We start from the raw sequence: 18,699 nt of genomic DNA on the forward strand, positions 1-18,699 counted from the left end.
CGACGTGCGCGTAGTGGCGGTTTGCCGTCTCATACTCGACGTGGGCCGTCGAGATGGTGATGCCGCGTGCCTTTTCTTCCGGAGCAGCGTCGATCTGGTCATAGGCCTTGAACTCACCGAAATACTTGGTGATCGCTGCCGTCAGAGACGTCTTGCCGTGGTCGACGTGGCCGATCGTCCCAATGTTGACGTGCGGCTTTGTGCGCTCAAACTTACTCTTTGCCATTTTCGGCTCTCCATTTTCTGGTCCCCGTCCGGGGAAATTCAATCTTCAACAGGATGGGCGGGGTATCCCGGTCACTTCTGACCGGAATACTTTGCCTGGATTTCAGCAGCAACATTCGACGGGACCGGTGCGTAGTGATCGAAGGTCATCGAGTACTGTGCACGGCCCTGCGACATCGAGCGCAGGTTGTCGACGTACTTGAACATGTTGGCGAGCGGGACGTGAGCGTTGATCACGATCGCAATGCCGCGCTGTTCCTGGCCCTGGATCTGGCCACGACGCGAGTTCAGGTCGCCGATAACGTCGCCGACATAGTCTTCCGGCGTTACGACTTCGACCTTCATCATCGGCTCGAGCAGCTGTGCGCCAGCCTTCTTGGCTGCTTCACGGAAGCAGGCACGCGAGGCGATTTCGAAGGCGAGAACCGACGAGTCGACATCGTGGAAGGCACCGTCAACGAGGGTCGCCTTGACGCCCAGCATCGGGAAGCCAGCGAGCGGACCAGACGACAGAACGCTTTCGATACCCTTCTGAACGCCCGGGATGTATTCCTTGGGAACAGCACCGCCGACGATCTTGGATTCGAACTTGAAGTCGTCGCCTTCCGGGTTCGGTTCGAAGATGAGCTTGACGCGCGCGAACTGACCGGTACCACCGGACTGCTTCTTGTGCGTGTAGTCTTCTTCGTGCTGACGCGTGATGGTTTCGCGGTAAGCAACCTGCGGAGCACCGACGGTGGCTTCAACCTTGAACTCGCGGCGCATGCGGTCGACGAGAATGTCGAGGTGAAGTTCGCCCATGCCAGCGATGATGGTCTGGCCGGATTCCTGGTCGGTCTTGACGCGGAAGGACGGGTCTTCGGCAGCGAGGCGATTGAGCGCGAGGCCCATCTTTTCCTGGTCGCCCTTGGACTTCGGCTCGATCGCGATCTGGATGACCGGCTCGGGGAATTCCATGCGCTCGAGGATGACCGGCTTCAGGGGATCGCAGAGCGTGTCACCCGTGGTGGTTTCCTTGAGGCCAGCGAGAGCAACGATGTCGCCTGCGAAGGCTTCTTCGATGTCTTCACGGCTGTTCGAGTGCATCTGCAGCATGCGGCCGACGCGCTCGCGCTTGTCCTTGACCGTGTTCAGAACCGACACGCCCTTTTCGAGCTTGCCCGAATAGATGCGTGCGAAGGTGAGCGAACCGACGAAGGGGTCGTTCATGATCTTGAACGCGAGCATGGCGAGCGGCTCGGCGTCGTCAGCGTGACGCTCGATTTCGGCTTCGGTCTTGAAGTCGATGCCCTTGATCGCCGGGATGTCGAGCGGCGACGGCAGGTAGTCGACGACGGCGTCGAGCAGCGGCTGAACGCCCTTGTTCTTGAAGGCGGTGCCGCAGAACATCGGGTGGAACTTGACGTCGATGGTGCCGCGGCGAACCAGGGCACGGATCTTTTCATTGTCCGGCATGATGCCGTTCAGGTAGTCTTCCATCGCCTGTTCGTCGATCTCGACAACGGTCTCGATCAGCTTTTCGCGATATTCTTCGGCCTTGTCCTTCAGGTCGTCCGGGATCTCGACAACGTCCCAGGCAGCGCCCAGCGACTCATCGCGCCATACGAGCGCGTTCATCTCGATCAGGTCGACAACGCCCTTGAATTCGGTTTCTGCACCGATCGGGAGCTGCATGACAACAGCGGTGGCGCCGAGACGGGTCTTGATCATTTCTACCGAGCGGTAGAAGTCAGCACCGGTCTTGTCCATCTTGTTGCAGAAGATCATCCGCGGGACGTGGTACTTTTCAGCCTGACGCCATACGGTTTCGGTCTGCGGCTCTACGCCGGCATTGGCGTCGAGGAGAGCAACGGCACCGTCGAGAACGCGCAGCGAACGCTCGACTTCGATGGTGAAGTCGACGTGGCCGGGGGTGTCGATGATGTTGAAGCGGCGCATCTTGCCGTCGCGACCCTTCCAGAAGGTCGTGGTCGCAGCAGAGGTGATTGTGATGCCGCGTTCCTGCTCCTGCTCCATCCAGTCCATGGTTGCAGCGCCGTCATGGACTTCGCCGATCTTATGAGACTTACCGGTGTAGTAGAGGATGCGTTCGGTGGTCGTGGTCTTGCCGGCGTCGATGTGCGCCATGATACCGAAGTTGCGGTAGTCTTCGATTTTATATTCGCGAGCCATAACGGACTGCCTTTCAATATTCGATCGGTGGATTACCAGCGGTAATGCGAGAAGGCGCGGTTTGCATCGGCCATCTTGTGGGTGTCTTCGCGCTTCTTGACGGCGCTACCGCGGTTGTTGGCGGCATCGAGCAGCTCGCCGGACAGACGGTCAACCATAGTGGTTTCGTTGCGCTTGCGCGCAGCAGTGATCAGCCAACGGATGGCGAGGGCCTGGCGGCGCTCCGGACGAACATCGACCGGGACCTGGTAGGTTGCACCACCAACGCGGCGCGAACGGACTTCAACATGCGGCGCGACATTGTCGAGCGCCTGATGGAAGATCGCGATCGGCTCAGCCTTGGCCTTGGCCTGGACCACATCGAACGCACCGTAGACGATGCTTTCAGCGACGGACTTCTTGCCGTGAAGCATGATGGCGTTCATGAACTTGGTGACGACGAGATCGCCGAACTTCGGGTCCGGATTGATTTCGCGCTTTTCTGCACTATGGCGACGGGACATACTATTTGTCTCTCAACGGTTAGGGACGCTTTATCACGCGGAGAACCTCGCGCAGCGCCGGATATCGGGTAATGGCCGAATTACTTCGGACGCTTCGCACCGTACTTGGAGCGGCGCTGCTTGCGGTTCTTGACACCCTGGGTATCGAGAACGCCGCGGATGATGTGGTAACGCACGCCCGGCAAGTCCTTTACGCGGCCGCCACGGATCATGACGACAGAGTGTTCCTGCAGGTTGTGGCCTTCGCCCGGAATGTAGCCGATGACTTCGAAGCCATTCGTCAGGCGGATCTTGGCGACCTTACGCAGAGCCGAGTTCGGCTTCTTCGGGGTCGTCGTGTACACGCGGGTGCAAACGCCGCGCTTCTGCGGATTTTCCTGCAGAGCAGGAACCTTGTTGCGCTTTACCTGTGCCTGACGCGGCTTGCGGATCAGCTGGTTTACGGTAGGCATATACCCATCCCTTGCAAAATCTAGTCTCAAGCCCTCTCAGGCCCTTTGGTTTGCCGTTTCCGGCGGCGGCCGCACAGTTTTCTTCATGCGCAAAATGTGGCCCGACCCGTTTTTCGCGGATGGACCACAAAAGACAGAGGACGCATCCGGTCAGACGCGTCGTGCGTGCAGCATTCTTGTCGTCAACGTGCGTTTGGAGACTTGTTTGAGACGAACTTCAGGACATGGCGTCCCGAAAAACCCGGCCTCACATAGGCTCCGATGGCCGGGGTACTACTGTTTTCCCCTCTTTGCGTCAAGTCTCAAACGAGAATTAATGGATTCAGGCCCTGCTCAGACAGGGCGCCCGCCCATTTGACGCGGGAAAATGCGGGCCCGGCCATGTTTTGGCTTGGCTTGACGAGGGAAACTTCTAGATAAGAGAAGAAGAAGGGTCAACCGCCCTGCCCGTCTGGTCGAATCGGCCGGAACCAGAGAATCGTTTCCTCCAGCAAGAAGAGCGGACGCCATGATCACCAGCCCCGACAACGACAACACGCGCGACGAACCGATGGTCTTCATCGTGATCGCCAAGGCCTATGAGACCGAAGGCGGCGAGCCGATCGATCTGCATGTGCTGCTGACCGCACCGGACGACGACAGCGCCGTGCGGCTGACGCTCAATGCACTTTCCGAGGAAGGTTTCATCGAAGCCGATCTCGACCAGATCGGCATGATCAACGGGCAGCCCGACGAAGAGCCGCATGCTTCGGCCTATCAGGGCGCGCTGGAAGGCGAAGTGGCGATCATCCGCTTCGCGTGAGACGATACCGTTACAGTCTGAGAGCTCAGGCCGGTCTTGCGACCGGCCTTTTTCGTTGTTTGCCCCCTGGATCATCACGGCGGGCAAAGGCCTTCCCTGCCTCTGTCCGCCGGCGCAAACCCCTCCCCCTCCGCCAAACATGAAAAGACCGCCCGGATTGTTCCGGGCGGTCCTTGTTCATTCAAAACGGTTCGACGTCCGATTACTCGGCAGCCGGTGCGCTTTCGCCTGCCAGGTTCTGCAGCATCGGGGTTGCCAGGTCGGCGCCCGAGCCCTTCTTGCGTTCCTCGAGGATGAGGTCGTCGCGAGACGTGGCGATGCGGCGGATCTGCGTCATGGTACCGCCGGTACCAGCCGGGATGAGGCGGCCGACGATGACGTTTTCCTTGAGGCCCTGCAGCGTGTCGGTCTTGCCGGCGATCGCAGCTTCCGTGAGAACCTTGGTGGTTTCCTGGAAGGATGCGGCCGAGATGAACGACGGCGTCTGCAGCGAGGCCTTGGTGATGCCGAGGAGGACCGGTTCGCCGAATGCCGGCTTCTTGCCTTCCTCGATCAGGCGCTCGTTGGCGTCGTCCAGTTCGATGCGGTCGACATTGTCGCCCACGATGTACTGGCTGTCGCCCGAGTCCGTGATCTCGACCTTCTGCAGCATCTGGCGAACGATCACCTCGATGTGCTTGTCGTTGATCACAACGCCCTGCAGTCGGTAGACTTCCTGGATTTCGTTGACCAGGTACGAGGCGAGTGCCTCGACGCCCTTGATCGCCAGGATGTCGTGCGGAGCCGGGTTACCGTCGAGGATGTAATCACCCTTTTCGATGTAGTCGCCTTCCTGAAGGTGGAAGGGCTTGCCCTTCGGGATCAGGTATTCGACAGGCTCGACACCGTCTTCCGCCGGCTCGATGATGACGCGACGCTTGTTCTTGTAGTCGCGGCCCAGACGGATCGTACCATCGATCTCAGCGATGATGGCGTGGTCCTTCGGACGACGGGCTTCGAACAGTTCGGCAACGCGCGGCAGACCACCGGTGATGTCCTTGGTCTTGGCGCTTTCCAGCGGCGAACGGGCAAGAACGTCACCCTGGGAGACCTTCTGACCGGGTTCGACCGACAGGATCGCGTCGACCGACAGGTGGAAGCGGGCCTCGCCACCACGGGCGACCTTCAAGACGTTGCCGCTTGCATCCTTGATGACGATCGCCGGCTTGAGGTCCGAACCACGCGGGGTCGAACGCCAGTCGATGACCTGACGCTTGGTGATGCCGGTCGACTCGTCGGTGGCTTCCAGCACGGAGAGACCGTCGACGACGTCCTCGAAATGCACGATACCCTCGACTTCCGTCATGATCGGACGGGTGTAGGGGTCCCACTCGGCCAGACGCTGGCCGCGCTTCACCTTGTCACCGTCATCCACGAAGACCTTCGAACCATAGGCCACGCGCTGCGAGGACCGTTCGACACCGCGCTCGTCGAGCAGGGTGACGGCCATGCTGCGGCCCATGGCAATCAGCGTACCTTCGGAGTTGCGCAGCATGTTGCGGTTCTTGATCTGCACCGTACCTTCGTACGAGGCTTCCAGGAACGACTGGTCGACCACGGTCGCCGTACCGCCCAAGTGGAAGGTACGCATGGTGAGCTGGGTGCCCGGTTCACCGATCGACTGCGCAGCGATAACGCCGACGGCCTCACCCATGTTGACCGGCGTACCACGGGCCAAGTCACGGCCGTAGCAGACCGAGCAGACGCCCGTCTGAACTTCGCAGGTCAGGGCAGAGCGGATGCGGATCGACTGGATACCGGCCTTCTCGATCTCGATGACATCGGGCTCGAGGATCATCTTGCCAGCATCGACGATGCGTTCACCCGTGACCGGATGATCGATATCGTCCAGCGCGGTACGGCCGAGAACGCGGGCGCCGATGGAGGCAACGACCTGACCGGCATCGACGATGGCGGTCATGGTGAGGCCCTTGTCGGTGCCGCAATCCACGAGGTTGACGATGCAATCCTGCGCGACGTCGACGAGACGACGGGTCAGGTAACCCGAGTTCGCGGTCTTCAAGGCGGTGTCTGCGAGACCCTTACGGGCACCGTGGGTCGAGTTGAAGTACTCGTTAACGGTCAGGCCTTCCTTGAAGTTCGAGATGATCGGCGTCTCGATGATTTCGCCCGACGGCTTGGCCATGAGGCCACGCATGCCGCCCAGCTGACGCATCTGGTTCGGTGAACCACGCGCACCCGAATGCGACATCATGTAGATGGCGTTCATCGGCTTCTGACGACCGGTCTCCTTGTCGAACTCGACGGCCTTAATGCGGGCCATCATGTCTTCGGCGACCTTTTCCGTGGCCTTGCCCCAGGCGTCAACGACCTTGTTGTACTTTTCGCCCTGCGTGATCAGGCCGTCATTGTACTGCTGCTCGTATTCCTTGACCAGGGTTTCGGTGTCTCCGACGATCTTCGCCTTGGTTTCCGGAATGATCATGTCGTCCTTGCCGAACGAGATGCCGGCCTTGCACGCATGCGTGAAGCCGAGCTGCATGATCCGGTCGCAGAAAATGACCGTGTCCTTCTGGCCGCAGTGGCGGTAGACCGTGTCGATCATCTTGGAGATGTTCTTCTTGGTCATTTCCTGGTTGCAGATGTCGAACGGCACGTTGACGTTCTTCGGCAGAAGTTCGCCGATGATCATACGGCCAGGCGTGGTTTCATAGATCTTCGAAACCGGCTTGCCTTCGGCATCGACGGTCTTGAAGCGGCCACGGATCTTGGCATGCAGGGTAACGACCTTGTTTTCCAGGGCATGGTGCAGTTCGCCCATGTCCGAGAAGACCATGCCTTCGCCCGGCTCGTTCTGGTTCAGGATCGACAGGTAGTAGAGGCCGAGAACCATGTCCTGCGACGGAACGATGATCGGTGCACCGTTGGCCGGGTGCAGGATGTTGTTCGTCGACATCATGAGCACGCGGGCTTCGAGCTGGGCTTCGAGCGACAGCGGCACGTGAACGGCCATCTGGTCGCCGTCGAAGTCGGCGTTGAAGGCCGTGCAGACGAGCGGGTGCAGCTGGATGGCCTTGCCTTCGACCAGCGTGGGTTCGAAGGCCTGGATGCCCAGGCGGTGCAGCGTCGGTGCGCGGTTCAGGAGAACCGGATGCTCGCGGATGACCTCGTCGAGGATATCCCAGACCTCAGGCTTTTCCTTTTCAACCAGCTTCTTGGCCTGCTTGACGGTCGAGGAGTAACCCTTGGCGTCGAGGCGGGCATAGATGAACGGCTTGAACAGTTCGAGCGCCATCTTCTTCGGCAGGCCGCACTGGTGCAGCTTCAGCTCCGGACCCGTCACGATAACCGAACGGCCGGAATAGTCGACGCGCTTGCCGAGCAGGTTCTGGCGGAAGCGGCCCTGCTTGCCCTTGAGCATGTCGGACAGCGACTTCAGCGGACGCTTGTTGGCGCCGGTGATGACGCGGCCACGGCGGCCGTTGTCGAAGAGCGCGTCCACAGATTCCTGCAGCATGCGCTTTTCGTTGCGGATGATGATGCCCGGAGCGCGCAGTTCGATGAGGCGCTTCAGACGGTTGTTACGGTTGATGACGCGACGATAGAGATCGTTCAGGTCAGACGTCGCGAAACGGCCACCATCCAGCGGAACGAGCGGGCGCAGGTCCGGCGGGATGACCGGAACGACCTTCATGATCATCCATTCCGGACGGTTGCCAGATTCCATGAAGTTCTCGACGATCTTCAGGCGCTTCATCAGCTTCTTCTGCTTGAGATCCGAGGTGGTCTCGGCAAGCTCGGTGCGCAGATCGCCAGCGATCTTCTCGAGGTTCATCGAGGCCAGCATCTCGTAGATGGCTTCAGCGCCGATCATGGCGGTGAACTGGTCCTCGCCGAACTCGTCGACGGCGATCATGTATTCTTCTTCAGAAAGAAGCTGGTTTTCCTTGAGCGAGGTCAGGCCCGGCTCGGTCACGATGTAGTTCTCGAAGTAGAGAACGCGCTCGACATCCTTCAGCGTCATGTCCAGCAGCGTGGAGATGCGCGACGGAAGCGACTTCAGGAACCAGATATGGGCAACGGGTGCTGCGAGCTCGATGTGGCCCATGCGCTCGCGGCGAACGCGCGACAGCGTGACTTCGACGCCGCACTTTTCGCAGATGATGCCCTTGTACTTCATGCGCTTGTACTTGCCGCACAGGCACTCGTAGTCCTTGATCGGTCCGAAAATACGCGCGCAGAAGAGACCGTCGCGTTCCGGCTTGAACGTACGATAGTTGATGGTCTCCGGCTTCTTGATCTCACCGTAAGACCAGGAAAGGATCTTTTCCGGGCTCGCGATCGAGATCCGGATGCTGTCGAAGTGCTGGGCCGGCACCGACGGGTTGAAAAGGTTCATGACCTCTTGGTTCATGCCTGTCTCCTTATGGGGCTAAAAGCCCTCGATTGGGTCTCGGTTGCGGCGAATTCCCGGGATGCCGCACCAGACCCTTGAAATGACAATAACCGCGAAATGCGGCGAAACTCCCCTCACCCGCCCGATTTTGGCCGCCGGTGGATCAGGGGATGGCGTGCGCGGCCTGGACCACGCACGCCTTTGTCAAACCGTTATTCGGCTGCGTCGGGCAGCTGACCCGAACCAACGTCATCGAGCTTGGAATTCTCCAGCTCGACCGAGAGGCCGAGCGAGCGCATTTCCTTGACGAGAACGTTGAAGCTTTCCGGAATACCGGCCTCGAAGGTATCGTCGCCACGGACGATCGCCTCGTAGACCTTGGTACGGCCGGCCACGTCGTCCGACTTCACCGTCAGCATTTCCTGCAGGGTGTAGGCGGCGCCGTAGGCTTCCAGAGCCCAGACTTCCATTTCCCCGAAGCGCTGACCGCCGAACTGCGCCTTACCACCGAGCGGCTGCTGGGTGACGAGCGAGTAAGGACCGATCGAACGAGCGTGGATCTTGTCGTCGACCAAGTGGTTGAGCTTGATCATGTACATGTAGCCGACGGTGACCTTGCGGTCGAAGGCTTCACCGGTACGACCATCGTACAGGACCGACTGACCCGACGGATCGAGACCCGCACGCGTGAGCATCGAGGACACGTCGCTTTCATGCGCACCGTCGAAGACCGGGGTGGCGATGGAGACGCCACGCTTGGCTTCTTCGGCTAGCTTGACGAGCGCGTCGTCGTCGAAGTGCTTCACTTCGTCATGGGCTTCCGACTCGTAGATCTCCGTCAGTTCCTTGCGCAGATCCGTGATGTCGAGGTGCTTGCGATAGTCCTCAAGCATCTGCCCGATCTTCTTGCCCATGCCGGCGCAAGCCCAGGCAAGATGGGTTTCGAGGATCTGACCGACGTTCATACGCGAGGGAACGCCGAGCGGGTTCAGAACGATATCGACATGCGTGCCGTCTTCGAGGAACGGCATGTCCTCGACCGGTACGATGCGCGAGACAACGCCCTTGTTGCCGTGACGGCCGGCCATCTTGTCGCCTGGCTGGATCTTGCGCTTCACAGCGACAAAGACCTTGACCATCTTCATGACGCCCGGAGGCATTTCGTCGCCGCGCTGGACCTTCTCGACCTTGTCCATGAAGCGCTGTTCAAGGCGCGACTTGGATTCGTCGTACTGACCGCGGAGCGCTTCGAGTTCGCCCTGGACCTTCTCGTCCTCGACCGCGAACATCCACCACTGCGAGCGGGGGTATTCGGAGACGATGGCATTCGAAAGTTCGACGCCCTTCTTGAAACCCTTCGGACCGGCAATCGAGACCTGGCCACGCAGCATGTCGATCAGACGGCCGTAGACGTTACGGTCGAGGATCGCCTGCTCGTCGTCACGGTCCTTGGCGAGGCGTTCGATTTCCTCGCGCTCGATTGCCATCGCACGCTCGTCCTTTTCAACGCCGTGGCGGTTGAAAACACGAACTTCGACGACGGTGCCGAACGTGCCCGGAGGCATGCGCATCGAGGTGTCGCGAACGTCGGAGGCCTTTTCACCGAAGATGGCGCGCAGGAGCTTTTCTTCCGGCGTCATCGGGCTTTCGCCCTTCGGGGTGATCTTGCCGACCAGGATGTCGCCCGGAGCCACTTCGGCACCGATGTAGACGATCCCGGCTTCGTCGAGGTTCTTCAGCGCTTCTTCCGAAACGTTCGGAATGTCGCGCGTGATTTCTTCCGGACCAAGCTTGGTGTCGCGGGCCATGACTTCGAATTCCTCGATATGGATCGAGGTGAAGACGTCTTCCGAGACGATGCGCTCCGACATGAGGATCGAGTCCTCATAGTTGTAGCCGTTCCACGGCATGAACGCGACGAGCGCGTTGCGGCCGAGGGCCAGATCGCCGAGGTCGGTCGACGGACCGTCCGCGATGATGTCGCCCTTGTTCAGAATGTCACCGACGGTGACCAGCGGACGCTGGTTGACGCAGGTGTTCTGGTTCGAACGCTGGAACTTCTGCAGACGGTAGATGTCGACGCCCGACTTGGACGGATCGAGATCTTCCGTGGCGCGGATAACGATACGGGTCGCATCGACCTGGTCGACCACGCCGCCGCGACGGGCACCGATGGCCGCACCGGAGTCACGGGCCACGATCGGCTCCATGCCGGTTCCGACGAACGGGGCTTCGGCACGCAGAAGCGGCACGGCCTGACGCTGCATGTTCGAGCCCATGAGAGCGCGGTTGGCGTCGTCGTTTTCCAGGAACGGAATGAGAGCAGCCGCAACCGAAACCAGCTGCTTCGGCGAAACGTCCATCAGGTTGATGGTGTCGCGCGGGGACAGCATGACTTCGCCAGCGTGACGGCAGACGACGAACTCTTCGACAAACTGGCCATCGGCCGTCAGCTCGGAGTTGGCCTGGGCCACGTAGTACTTGGCTTCTTCCATCGCCGAGAGATAGACGACGTCCATCGTCACCTTGCCGTCGATGATCTTGCGGTACGGGCTTTCGATAAAGCCGTACTTGTTGACCCGTGCGAAGGTGGCGAGCGAGTTGATCAGACCGATGTTCGGGCCTTCCGGCGTCTCGATCGGGCAAATACGGCCGTAGTGGGTCGGGTGAACGTCGCGGACTTCGAAGCCTGCGCGCTCGCGGGTCAGACCACCCGGTCCAAGAGCCGACAAACGGCGCTTGTGGGTGATTTCCGAAAGCGGGTTCACCTGGTCCATGAACTGCGACAGCTGCGAGGAGCCAAAGAATTCGCGGACGGCAGCTGCTGCCGGCTTGGCGTTGATCAGGTCCTGCGGCATGACGGTGTCGATTTCGATCGACGACATGCGTTCCTTGATCGCGCGCTCCATGCGGAGCAGGCCGAGACGGTACTGGTTCTCCATGAGCTCGCCGACGGAGCGAACACGACGGTTACCGAGGTTATCGATATCGTCGATCTCGCCCTTGCCGTCACGCAGTTCGACCAGCATCTTGACCACGGCCAGGATGTCGTCCTTGCGCAGTACGCGGACGGTATCCGGGCAGTCGAGGTCGAGACGCATGTTCATCTTGACGCGACCAACGGCCGACAGATCATAGCGTTCGCTGTCGAAGAACAGCGACTGGAACATGGCTTCGGCCGAATCCATGGTCGGCGGTTCACCCGGACGCATGACGCGGTAGATGTCGAACAGAGCGTCCTGACGGTTCTCGTTCTTGTCGGCTGCGAGCGTGTTGCGGATGTAGGCTCCGACATTGATGTGGTCGATGCCGAGAACCGGGATTTCGTCAAAGCCGGATTCGAGGATCTGCGGAAGCGACTTCTCGTCGATTTCCGCACCCGCTTCCATGTAGATTTCACCGGTCGACATGTTGACCAGGTCTTCGGCGAGATAGTTGCCGAACATGTCTTCGTCGGAGGCCTTCAGGAACTTCAGGCCCTTGTCCGACAGCTGACGCAGCAGACGCGGGGTGAGCTTCTTGCCACCTTCGACGACGACTTCGCCGGTGTCGGCGTCGATCATGTCGGAAATGGTCTTCGCGCCCTTCAACGTTTCGGCGTTGAACGGATAGCGCCAGCCCTTGCCGTCGCGCTGATAGACCGACTTCGAGTAGAAGGTCGACAGGATCTCTTCGCCGTCCATGCCGAGTGCCATCAGCAGCGAGGTCACGGGGATCTTGCGGCGACGGTCGATACGGGCATGCACGATGTCCTTGGCGTCGAATTCGATATCGAGCCAGGAACCGCGATAGGGGATGACGCGCGCGGCAAACAAAAGCTTGCCAGACGAGTGGCTCTTGCCCTTGTCGTGGTCGAAGAAGACGCCCGGCGAACGGTGCATCTGCGAGACGATGACGCGCTCGGTGCCGTTGACGATGAAGGTACCGTTGTTGGTCATGAGCGGCATGTCGCCCATGTAAACCGACTGTTCCTTGATGTCCTTGATGGACTTGGCGCCCGTATCCTCGTCAATATCGAACACGATCAGGCGCAGCGTGACCTTCAGCGGTGCGGCATAGGTCAGGTCGCGCTGACGGCATTCGTCAACGTCGAACTTCGGCGGCTCGAATTCATAGGACACGAATTCCAGCATCGAGGCACCGGAAAAATCGGTGATCGGGAAGACGGACTTGAAAACGGCATTGAGCCCCTCGTCGGGACGGCCGCCAACCGGCTCGTCGACCATGAGGAACTGGTCATAAGATGCCTTCTGAACCTCAATGAGGTTCGGCATTTCTGCGACTTCTGGAATTTTTCCGAAAAACTTGCGTACGCGCCTGCGACCGTTAAAGGTAAGGGTCTGAGCCATCGTCGCTCCTTGTCAGTTTGCACCCGGGCCTGCAACAGACGGTGACCGCTGGCCAGGCGGCTCCGTCAAAAAATGGATCGCTCAATCTCGTCTCGAGATCCGGACGGCCGGCCGGTTTGCCGGGCGCGCGGGTCAAGACCATCCTCTTGAGAACCCATTACCCAGGGACCGTTTTCATACGGGCCCTGGGTAATATGTTCGGAGGAAACCGGCGGGAAAGGGAAACCCTCTCCCGCCGCATTCCGATATTACTTAACGTCGACCTTAGCGCCGGCGTCCTCAAGCTTCTTCTTGAGGTCAGCGGCTTCAGCCTTGGAAACGCCTTCCTTGACAGCCTTCGGAGCGCCTTCGACGAGGTCCTTGGCTTCCTTGAGGCCGAGACCGGTGATGGCGCGGACTTCCTTGATGACGTTGATCTTGTTGGCGCCGGCATCCGTCAGGATGACGTCGAACTCGGTCTTTTCTTCTTCAGCCGGAGCAGCGGCACCAGCAGCGCCACCAGCAGCAGCAACGGCTACCGGAGCAGCAGCCGAAACGCCCCACTTTTCTTCGAGCAGCTTGGAAAGCTCAGCAGCTTCCAGAACGGTCAGCGAGGAGAGGTCTTCAACGATCTTTGCGAGATCAGCCATGATACTAGTTCCTTAATAGATGTTCGGTTCGAAACGAACGGGTTAGGGTATGAACAGCGAAAAACCGCCTTACGCGGCTTCGTCCTTCTTGGCATAGGCCGCAAACACGCGAGCAAGCTGAGCTGCCGGTGCCTGAACCACGCCTGCGATGCGGGTAGCCGGAGTCTGGATCATGCCCAGCAGCTTCGCACGCAGCTCGTCCAACGACGGCAGGGTCGCAAGCGACTTGACTGCATCGGCGGTGAGCGTGGTTGTTCCCATGGCGCCGCCGAGCACAACGATCTTGTCGTTGGTCTTGGCGAAATCCATGACGACTTTCGGAGCGGTGATCGGGTCATTGCTGTAAGCAATGAGTGTCTGACCCTTGAACAGGTTAGACATCCCTTCCGACTCCGTGCCCTGAAGAGCGATCTTGGCCAGGCGGTTCTTCGCGACTTTGACGGTGCCGCCAGCAGCGCGCATCTTCGAACGGAAGTCGTTCATCTGCGCAACCGTGACACCAGCATAGTGGGCCACAACAACCGAACCGGAAGCCTTGAAGACTTCGTTCAGTTCTGTGACGAATTCGCGTTTTTCCGCTCTTTCCACTGTCTGTCTCCAGTTGATGGGACCGCAATCCTGCAGGCCCCACCGGGTTTGCCTTTTGCCTCAGGGGATCCAAACATGTCAGATCCCAAGCGACGCTTGAGGATCCTGTCCCCTCTGAACCGGTATGACCGGCCCATAAGGCGAATAAGGCTCGAACCGAACTTCAAGACGTCATCAGACGTTTAAAAACGGATCTTACCCGTCTCATGCAGGCGAATATTAAGGCCTTTCAGCCGCCCACAATCTCGGACAGGAGTGCCTGGTTTTGACACCAGGCATTTCCGGCCCCGAAAGGCCGGAAACTTGATGGACCGGAGCAACAGGCTCCGGTCGAATTTCAATTACGCCGTGACCGACGAGGGGTCGATCTTGACGCCCGGGCCCATGGTCGAAGAGATCGCTACGCGCTTGACGTAGTTGCCCTTGGCACCAGCCGGCTTGGCCTTGATGACGGCGTCAGCGAAGGCCTTGATGTTTTCTTCGAGCGCCTTGGCGTCGAAGGAAGCCTTGCCGATGCCGGCGTGGATGATACCAGCCTTCTCGACGCGGAACTCGACGGCACCGCCCTTGGAAGCCTTGACGGCGCCCGTGACGTCCATGGTGACCGTTCCGACCTTCGGGTTCGGCATCATGCCACGCGGGCCGAGAACCTTACCGAGGCGACCGACGAGCGGCATCATGTCCGGGGTGGCGATGCAGCGATCGAAGTCGATCTTGCCGCTCTGGACGATTTCGAGCAGGTCTTCGGCACCGACGATGTCTGCACCAGCAGCCTTGGCTTCATCAGCCTTGGCGCCACGTGCGAAGACGGCGACGCGAACGTCACGGCCGGTCCCGTTCGGCAGATTGACCACGCCGCGGACCATCTGGTCTGCGTGACGCGGGTCGACGCCGAGGTTCATGGCGATTTCGATCGTTTCGTCGAACTTGGCGACGGCACGTTCCTTGACCATCGAGATGGCGTCGGAGAGCGCGACGAGCTTCGTCGGGTCAACACCTTCGCGGATCTTCTGAATACGCTTTGCTACCTTGGCCATGATCAACCTACCACTTCCAGGCCCATGGAGCGGGCAGAGCCCTCAACCATCAGCATTGCGCCTTCGATGTCGGCGGCGTTCAGATCCTTCATCTTGCCTTCGGCAATTGCGCGGACCTGCGCCTTGGTGATCGTACCGACCTTCGCACCCTTGCCCGGAGTCTTCGAGCCAGAGGTGATCTTTGCTTCCTTCTTCAGCCAGTAGGTGACCGGCGGCTGCTTCATTGCGAAGGTGAAGGACTTGTCCTGGTAATAGGTGATGACGACCGGGATCGGCATACCCTTTTCCATTTCCTGCGTGGCGGCATTGAACGCCTTGCAGAATTCCATGATGTTAATGCCACGCTGACCAAGAGCCGGGCCGATCGGCGGGGACGGGTTCGCCGATCCTGCCTTGACCTGGAGCTTGAGCTGGCCTGCAACTTTCTTAGCCATTACTCTCTGCCTTTCATTCAGACCGGTTTCCCGGCCATAACTTGCCGGACATGTCCGGCGGCTGCGGTTGCGTGGTGCGTCTGACGGGCCCGGCTAAAGGCCCTCATCCTCCCACGCGGATCAGGAAGTCGCCTTCCCTTTCTGCAATCAGACCTTCTCGACCTGACTGTATTCAAGCTCAACCGGCGTGGCGCGACCGAAGATCGAGACTTCGACCTTGAGGCGCGAGCGCTCTTCGTCCACATCCTGGACAACGCCGTTGAACGAAGCGAAGGGACCGTCGGAGACGCGAACCTGCTCGCCGATTTCGTAAGACACGGTCGACTTCGGACGCTCGACACCTTCCTGGACCTGGCCCAGGATGCGCTCAGCCTCGAAATCGGGGATCGGAACCGGCTTATTGTCGGAACCGAGGAAGCCCGTGACCTTCGGGGTATTCTTGATCAGGTGATAGGCCTCGTCGGTCAGGTTCGCACGAACCATGACGTAACCGGGGAAGAACTTGCGTTCACTATCAACCTTGCGGCCGCGACGGACTTCGACGACCTTCTCGGTCGGCACCAGGATCTTTTCGAAGAGGTGATCGAGCCCCTTCTGCTTGGCCTTGTGCTCGATGTCCTCGGCGACCTTCTTTTCAAAATTCGAATATGCGTGGACGATGTACCAACGTGCAGCCATGATTTTTCCCGCCCGATTAATTACCGACGCTCAGCACGAGGCTGAGCAGCCAGCTGATGAGCTGGTCCGCGCCGAAGAAAAACAGCGCCGCGAAAAACACCATCGCCAGAACCATGAGCGTCGAAATCGTGGTTTCGCGACGCGAGGGCCACGTAACCTTGGACGTCTCGGAGCGTACCTGCTGCAGAAACGCGAATGGATTACTCTTGGATGCCATTTAATGCCCACGCATTTACGGCGCGTAAAGCCGACCTTGGTCAGCCCCACGCACCGCGTGTCTGTTTGAACCCTACATAACGACCGATTCCCCATTTCACAAGGGGGAAAAGGTCTTCTGCAACTTTTCGGCTTTGCCAGATCGTGTTGCCCGTCTGCGCTCTCAAGCGCGCCGGGCGGGAAATGGCAGGGGCAGCCGGGCTTGAACCGACGACCTGCGGTTTTGGAGACCGCCGCTCTACCAACTGAGCTATACCCCTAAGCCTAGACTTCAGGCGAAACTCGTTTCGCTCGAAGCATGGCGCTCCCTTTAAGACGGCAACGCGCGAATGGCAAGAGACTTTTTCCGCCTTTTTCCCAAAGCCCCCAATGGGCTTCATTCCCAGGGCATGCGCATCACCAGCGGCCGGACAGCCCCGCCCGGAAGACGGCGTTCGGCCGCGTGCGCAAATCGCTGACCGTGGCCGACAGATTGATTCCCAGCGGCAGCTGCTGCTCAACCTTGATGCTCGCATAGGCGGGCGCTGCGTTGTCGAGTACCGCCGTGCCGGCAAGCGCCGCACCGATGTCGGAGAACTCGAGCCTCAATTCCTGGCGCGCGACGAAGGCGCTGCGACCATTGATGCGCTGTCCCGCTTCAAACGCATTCACCAGCGACAGATCCACATTCGTGCCGGTACTGACGTCGCGCGCCTGGCGCAGCACCGCCCTGCCCGCGCCGCTGTGCGGGTCCAATCTCATTCCAAGCGTCGAGGCCGCCTGCCGGCCCGGCAGATCCATTTCGCTCCAGACCGCCAGAGGCGCGGTCTTGGTGCGCGCGCCGGACGGGTCTGCCGCAATCAGCGCCGATTCGAGGCCGAGGCGCAGGTTTCCCGGAACGGTCAGTGCGACACCTGGGCGGACCTTGAGCGTGTCGCCTGTCTTTGTCGCATTCCAGACAAAGGGTCCGTCACCGGCTTCGGCCTGCATCGTGGCGGACAGAAGGCCCGCAGTGAGCGCCACGATGGCAATGCCAGGGCTCATCGCCCTCCGTCGGGACAAACGTCGTTGCTGCATCTCGCCTGCCCCCGAATTCGTGTTGACGCGTTGAAGCTCGGCCTGCGGTCGACCATGGTTGCAATAGTAACCGAGCTAAGACGCGCGCCGAAGAACGATTTGCGCATGCAAGCCATGCACTGGTCGCGTCAGGAAATCCCTGACAGGGATCTTCCGTTCTGGCGCCTGCCGCTGATTTGCCGGCGCGCGGCAATGCCGGGCGCCGCACAAGGTCCGACTTGCCAGACGGCTGCACTTCTCCGATAGTCTGTCATATTCCTGCGGAGGACTGCGATGATCCGGATCAGCAATGCCGCCCTGCCCGGTTCCGAATTCGACGATACGGATCTGTCCGAATCGCGCTTCACCGACATCTCGCTTAAGGAAGCGGTGTTCAGCAATGTCGACCTCGGCAAGGCGCTGATCACGGACGCGAATGCCGAACAACTGGCGATCCGCAACGTCGCGATGAGTGGCGCGCTGGTCGAGAACGTGCTGATGCATGCCTCCAGCCTCACGCATGTGGATTTCAACGGCAGCACGATCCGCTTCGGCAGCCTCGCGGATGTCTCGATCGCGGAATGCGATCTCAACGGCATGACGATCAACGGCTATCTGGTGACGGATCTGCTGCGGCTGGCGGAAGAGCATTTGCTCGACAGGGCATGAGCGCAGGTCCCGCCCCTCAGCTCGCGATGCCTCAATCGCAGTCCTAGCCGCTGCTACAGCGTTGGCTGGGTCTGTTGGCAGGCCATTCCGGCTGTTGCTCAAAGTCGCGACAGTGGACGGCAATTGCAGAACTCCAAAACACAAAAAAGCCCCGCTGTTGCCAGCGGGGCTCTTGGTCTTCCCTTGCGGGAAAATCGATTACTCGATGATCGAGGCGACGATGCCGGCGCCGGGTTCAGATCGCGCTTGCGCGCCATCTGAACGTTCTGAGCGCCGTCGGCAGCTTACGCCATCGACCTCTCGATCATTACTCGATGATCGAGGCGACGATGCCGGCGCCGACGGTGCGGCCGCCTTCGCGGATCGCGAAGCGCAGCTTTTCTTCCATCGCGATCGGAACGATCAGCTCAACCTGAACCGTGACGTTGTCGCCCGGCATAACCATTTCCGTGCCTTCCGGAAGCGACACGATGCCGGTCACGTCCGTGGTGCGGAAGTAGAACTGCGGACGATA

The 18,699-nt window shown here is 60.0% G+C and carries 16 protein-coding genes and 1 tRNA gene; 2 read left to right on the plus strand and 15 right to left on the minus strand.

Annotated features, from left to right (window positions below; genetic code table 11):
• The 4 genes from DMY87_RS23665 to rpsL all read right to left on the minus strand — a co-directional run.
• On the minus strand, nucleotides 1–226 hold a 226-nt coding region (locus DMY87_RS23665; protein ID WP_245408984.1), incomplete at its 3' end, for a GTP-binding protein.
• A gap of 71 nt (nucleotides 227–297) precedes the next feature.
• Nucleotides 298–2,397: an elongation factor G gene (fusA, locus tag DMY87_RS23670; RefSeq protein WP_110794106.1), complete on the minus strand. Its 2,100-nt coding sequence runs from the start codon at nucleotides 2,395–2,397 to the stop codon at nucleotides 298–300.
• 32 nt (nucleotides 2,398–2,429) lie between these two features.
• The gene (rpsG, locus tag DMY87_RS23675) at nucleotides 2,430–2,900 is read right to left on the minus strand and encodes a 30S ribosomal protein S7 (RefSeq protein ID WP_110794107.1); all 471 of its coding nucleotides are present in this window, start codon (nucleotides 2,898–2,900) and stop codon (nucleotides 2,430–2,432) included.
• A gap of 80 nt (nucleotides 2,901–2,980) precedes the next feature.
• On the minus strand, nucleotides 2,981–3,352 hold the full coding sequence (gene rpsL / locus DMY87_RS23680; protein WP_003507760.1) for a 30S ribosomal protein S12: 372 nt from the start codon (nucleotides 3,350–3,352) through the stop codon (nucleotides 2,981–2,983).
• A gap of 508 nt (nucleotides 3,353–3,860) precedes the next feature.
• Here rpsL and DMY87_RS23685 point away from each other — a divergent pair.
• On the plus strand, nucleotides 3,861–4,154 hold the full coding sequence (locus DMY87_RS23685; protein WP_110794108.1) for a transcriptional regulator: 294 nt from the start codon (nucleotides 3,861–3,863) through the stop codon (nucleotides 4,152–4,154).
• A gap of 202 nt (nucleotides 4,155–4,356) precedes the next feature.
• On the opposite strand, the gene rpoC is transcribed toward DMY87_RS23685, so the two are convergent.
• The 10 genes from rpoC to DMY87_RS23735 all read right to left on the minus strand — a co-directional run bounded on the left by rpoC (nucleotide 4,357) and on the right by DMY87_RS23735 (nucleotide 17,504).
• Nucleotides 4,357–8,568: a DNA-directed RNA polymerase subunit beta' gene (rpoC, locus tag DMY87_RS23690; protein ID WP_110794109.1), complete on the minus strand. Its 4,212-nt coding sequence runs from the start codon at nucleotides 8,566–8,568 to the stop codon at nucleotides 4,357–4,359.
• A 194-nt stretch (nucleotides 8,569–8,762) separates the two neighbouring features.
• The gene (gene rpoB, locus DMY87_RS23695; RefSeq protein ID WP_110794110.1) at nucleotides 8,763–12,899 is read right to left on the minus strand and encodes a DNA-directed RNA polymerase subunit beta; all 4,137 of its coding nucleotides are present in this window, start codon (nucleotides 12,897–12,899) and stop codon (nucleotides 8,763–8,765) included.
• A gap of 248 nt (nucleotides 12,900–13,147) precedes the next feature.
• Nucleotides 13,148–13,528 carry a 50S ribosomal protein L7/L12 gene (rplL, locus tag DMY87_RS23700; RefSeq protein WP_110794111.1) on the minus strand — a complete coding sequence of 127 codons (381 nt, stop codon included), beginning with the start codon at nucleotides 13,526–13,528 and terminating at the stop codon, nucleotides 13,148–13,150.
• Between the two features lie 69 nt (nucleotides 13,529–13,597).
• A complete protein-coding gene (gene rplJ / locus DMY87_RS23705) occupies nucleotides 13,598–14,116 on the minus strand; it encodes a 50S ribosomal protein L10 (RefSeq protein ID WP_110794112.1) in 519 nt (172 codons plus the stop codon).
• Between the two features lie 341 nt (nucleotides 14,117–14,457).
• Entirely contained in the window at nucleotides 14,458–15,153 is a 696-nt protein-coding gene (gene rplA / locus DMY87_RS23710; RefSeq protein WP_110794113.1) for a 50S ribosomal protein L1, read from the minus strand.
• Nucleotides 15,154–15,155: 2 nt separating this feature from the next.
• Nucleotides 15,156–15,587, minus strand: a complete 432-nt coding sequence (gene rplK, locus DMY87_RS23715; protein ID WP_006728786.1) for a 50S ribosomal protein L11 — start codon at nucleotides 15,585–15,587, stop codon at nucleotides 15,156–15,158.
• 147 nt (nucleotides 15,588–15,734) lie between these two features.
• Nucleotides 15,735–16,265 (minus strand): transcription termination/antitermination protein NusG, encoded by a 531-nt coding sequence (gene nusG / locus DMY87_RS23720; protein ID WP_062278354.1) that lies wholly within the window; start codon nucleotides 16,263–16,265, stop codon nucleotides 15,735–15,737.
• Between the two features lie 16 nt (nucleotides 16,266–16,281).
• A complete protein-coding gene (gene secE / locus DMY87_RS23725) occupies nucleotides 16,282–16,482 on the minus strand; it encodes a preprotein translocase subunit SecE (RefSeq protein ID WP_062278356.1) in 201 nt (66 codons plus the stop codon).
• Between the two features lie 183 nt (nucleotides 16,483–16,665).
• Nucleotides 16,666–16,741, minus strand: a tRNA-Trp gene (locus tag DMY87_RS23730).
• Nucleotides 16,742–16,877: 136 nt separating this feature from the next.
• Nucleotides 16,878–17,504, minus strand: coding sequence for a hypothetical protein (locus tag DMY87_RS23735; RefSeq protein ID WP_110794114.1), 627 nt, complete (start codon nucleotides 17,502–17,504; stop codon nucleotides 16,878–16,880).
• A gap of 306 nt (nucleotides 17,505–17,810) precedes the next feature.
• Here DMY87_RS23735 and DMY87_RS23740 point away from each other — a divergent pair, with 306 nt between their 5' ends.
• The gene (locus DMY87_RS23740; RefSeq protein WP_110794115.1) at nucleotides 17,811–18,185 is read left to right on the plus strand and encodes a pentapeptide repeat-containing protein; all 375 of its coding nucleotides are present in this window, start codon (nucleotides 17,811–17,813) and stop codon (nucleotides 18,183–18,185) included.
• 307 nt (nucleotides 18,186–18,492) lie between these two features.
• Here the strand turns inward: DMY87_RS23740 and DMY87_RS23745 are convergent.
• Nucleotides 18,493–18,699: EF-Tu C-terminal domain-related protein (locus tag DMY87_RS23745; RefSeq protein WP_483428582.1), on the minus strand; the 207-nt coding region annotated here is incomplete at its 5' end.

This window comes from Peteryoungia wuzhouensis (genome assembly GCF_003205195.1).
GTDB classification, from domain to species: Bacteria; Pseudomonadota; Alphaproteobacteria; order Rhizobiales; family Rhizobiaceae; genus Allorhizobium; species Allorhizobium wuzhouense.

Coding starts and splice junctions, on each gene's coding strand:
- secE (WP_062278356.1), bottom strand. CDS start 16,482: ATGGCATCCAAGAGTAATCCATTCGCGTTTCTGCAGCAGGTACGCTCC.
- DMY87_RS23735 (WP_110794114.1), bottom strand. CDS start 17,504: ATGAGCCCTGGCATTGCCATCGTGGCGCTCACTGCGGGCCTTCTGTCC.
- rplK (WP_006728786.1), bottom strand. CDS start 15,587: ATGGCTAAGAAAGTTGCAGGCCAGCTCAAGCTCCAGGTCAAGGCAGGA.
- nusG (WP_062278354.1), bottom strand. CDS start 16,265: ATGGCTGCACGTTGGTACATCGTCCACGCATATTCGAATTTTGAAAAG.
- rpoC (WP_110794109.1), bottom strand. CDS start 8,568: ATGAACCAAGAGGTCATGAACCTTTTCAACCCGTCGGTGCCGGCCCAG.
- DMY87_RS23685 (WP_110794108.1), top strand. CDS start 3,861: ATGATCACCAGCCCCGACAACGACAACACGCGCGACGAACCGATGGTC.
- rpoB (WP_110794110.1), bottom strand. CDS start 12,899: ATGGCTCAGACCCTTACCTTTAACGGTCGCAGGCGCGTACGCAAGTTT.
- rpsL (WP_003507760.1), bottom strand. CDS start 3,352: ATGCCTACCGTAAACCAGCTGATCCGCAAGCCGCGTCAGGCACAGGTA.
- rplL (WP_110794111.1), bottom strand. CDS start 13,528: ATGGCTGATCTCGCAAAGATCGTTGAAGACCTCTCCTCGCTGACCGTT.
- DMY87_RS23740 (WP_110794115.1), top strand. CDS start 17,811: ATGATCCGGATCAGCAATGCCGCCCTGCCCGGTTCCGAATTCGACGAT.
- rpsG (WP_110794107.1), bottom strand. CDS start 2,900: ATGTCCCGTCGCCATAGTGCAGAAAAGCGCGAAATCAATCCGGACCCG.
- fusA (WP_110794106.1), bottom strand. CDS start 2,397: ATGGCTCGCGAATATAAAATCGAAGACTACCGCAACTTCGGTATCATG.
- rplA (WP_110794113.1), bottom strand. CDS start 15,153: ATGGCCAAGGTAGCAAAGCGTATTCAGAAGATCCGCGAAGGTGTTGAC.